Origin of the sequence: Streptomyces phaeoluteigriseus (assembly GCF_001896135.2) — a bacterium.
Taxonomy (GTDB): domain Bacteria; phylum Actinomycetota; class Actinomycetes; order Streptomycetales; family Streptomycetaceae; genus Streptomyces; species Streptomyces phaeoluteigriseus.
Map to the genome: position 1 here is coordinate 1 of NZ_MPOH02000062.1, position 1,921 is coordinate 1,921.

The 1,921-nt window shown below is 66.6% G+C and carries 2 protein-coding genes; both read right to left on the minus strand.

The features are described from left to right. The coding region (locus tag BM536_RS38595) for an alpha-amylase family glycosyl hydrolase (RefSeq protein ID WP_245874035.1) at positions 1–860 on the minus strand (860 nt) is incomplete at its 3' end. Positions 861–892: 32 nt separating this feature from the next. Then, on the minus strand, positions 893–1,921 hold a 1,029-nt coding region (locus BM536_RS38600), incomplete at its 5' end, for an alpha-amylase family protein (RefSeq protein ID WP_483883511.1).

Sequence of the window (1,921 nt, forward strand, 5' to 3'; positions counted from 1 at the left end):
TGGAACGCCATGTGGCATTCGTCGCCGCCGGAGGCGTAGTCGCCGAAGTAGTCGACGACGTCCTCGGGCCACTGGTTCGCCTCCGCGAGGAGCACGGTGTCCGGGTACATCGCGTCGATCTCTTTCCGGACCCGCTTGAGGAAGGCGTGGGACGCCGGAAGGTTCTCGCAGTTCGTCCCCTCCTTGGCGTACAGGTAGGGCACCGCGTCGAGCCGGAAGCCGTCGATGCCGAGGTCGAGCCAGAAGCGGAGGGCGGCCAGGATCTCTTCCTGCACGGCCGGGTTCTCGTAGTTGAGGTCGGGCTGGTGGGAGAAGAAGCGGTGGAAGAAGTACTGCTTGCGCACCGGGTCGAAGGTCCAGTTGGAGACCTCGGTGTCGACGAAGATGATCCGGGCGTCGGCGTACTGTTTGTCGTCGTCGGCCCACATGTAGTAGTCGCCGTACGGCCCGTCGGGGTCACTGCGGGATTCCTGGAACCACGGGTGCTGGTCGCTGGTGTGGTTCATGACGAAGTCGATGATGACGCGCATGCCGCGCTGGTGGGCGGCGTCGGCGAACTCCACGAAGTCGGCGAGGTCGCCGAACTCGGGCAGTACGGCGGTGTAGTCGGAGACGTCGTAGCCGCCGTCCTTCAGCGGCGACTTGAAGAAGGGCGGCAGCCACAGGCAGTCGACGCCCAGCCACTGGAGGTAGTCGAGTTTGGCGGTGAGGCCCTTGAGGTCGCCGACGCCGTCGCCGTTGCTGTCCTGGAAGGAGCGGACGAGGACCTCGTAGAAGACGGCTCGTTTGAACCAGTCGGGATCGCGGTCCTTGGCCGGGGTGTCCTCGAAGGTGTCCGGGACGGGGGAGTTGACGGTCATGACGCTCTGGAGTCTCCGCTCTGCGCTGTGGGTCACCGGACGTGGAACACGTGGGCCGGTGTCCGGCCGGGCTCCAGGCGCACGTAGTTGTCGCTGCTCCAGGCGTAGGTCCGGCCTGTCAGTTCGTCGTGCACGGTCAGGGCCGCGCCCTGGTTGCGGCCGAGATGCGCCAGGTGCAGGGAGACGGTGGCCTCCTGGGTGTGGTGCGGGTCGAGGTTGACCACGACGAGCACCGTGTCCTCACCCTCGCGCTTGCTGTAGGCGATGACGGAGCCGTTGTCCGTGCGGTGGAAGCGGAGGTTCCTGAGCCGGTGCAGCGCGGGATGGGCCCGCCGGATCTCGTTGAGCCGGGTGATCAGCGGGGCGATGGTGCGCCCCTCGCGTTCGGCGGCCTCCCAGTCCCGCGGCCTGAGCTGGTACTTCTCCGAGTCGAGGTACTCCTCGCTGCCCTCCTTCACCGGGGTGTTCTCGCACAGCTCGTAACCGCTGTAGATGCCCCAGCTCGGGGAGAGGGTCGCGGCGAGCACCGCCCGCGCCTCGAAGGCGGGACGTCCGCCGTGCTGGAGGTGGGCGTGCAGGATGTCGGGGGTGTTGGGGAAGAAGTTCGGCCGCATGTAGGAGGCCGCCTCACCGGACAGTTCGGTGAGGTACTCGGTGAGTTCGTCCTTGGTGTTGCGCCAGGTGAAGTACGTGTACGACTGCTGGAAACCGATCTGCGCGAGGGTGTGCATCATCGCGGGCCGGGTGAACGCCTCGGCCAGGAAGATCACGTCCGGGTCGGTCCGGTTGATCTCCCCGATGACCCGCTCCCAGAAGACGACCGGCTTGGTGTGCGGGTTGTCGACCCGGAAGATCCGCACGCCGTACGACATCCAGTGCCGCAGCACCCGCAGCGTCTCCTTGACGATGCCGTTCATGTCGGCGTCGAAGGCGATGGGGTAGATGTCCTGGTACTTCTTCGGCGGGTTCTCGGCGTACGCGATGGTCCCGTCCGGCCGGTGATGGAACCACTCGGGGTGCTTGTGCACCCAGGGGTGGTCCGGCGAGCACTGGAGCGCGAA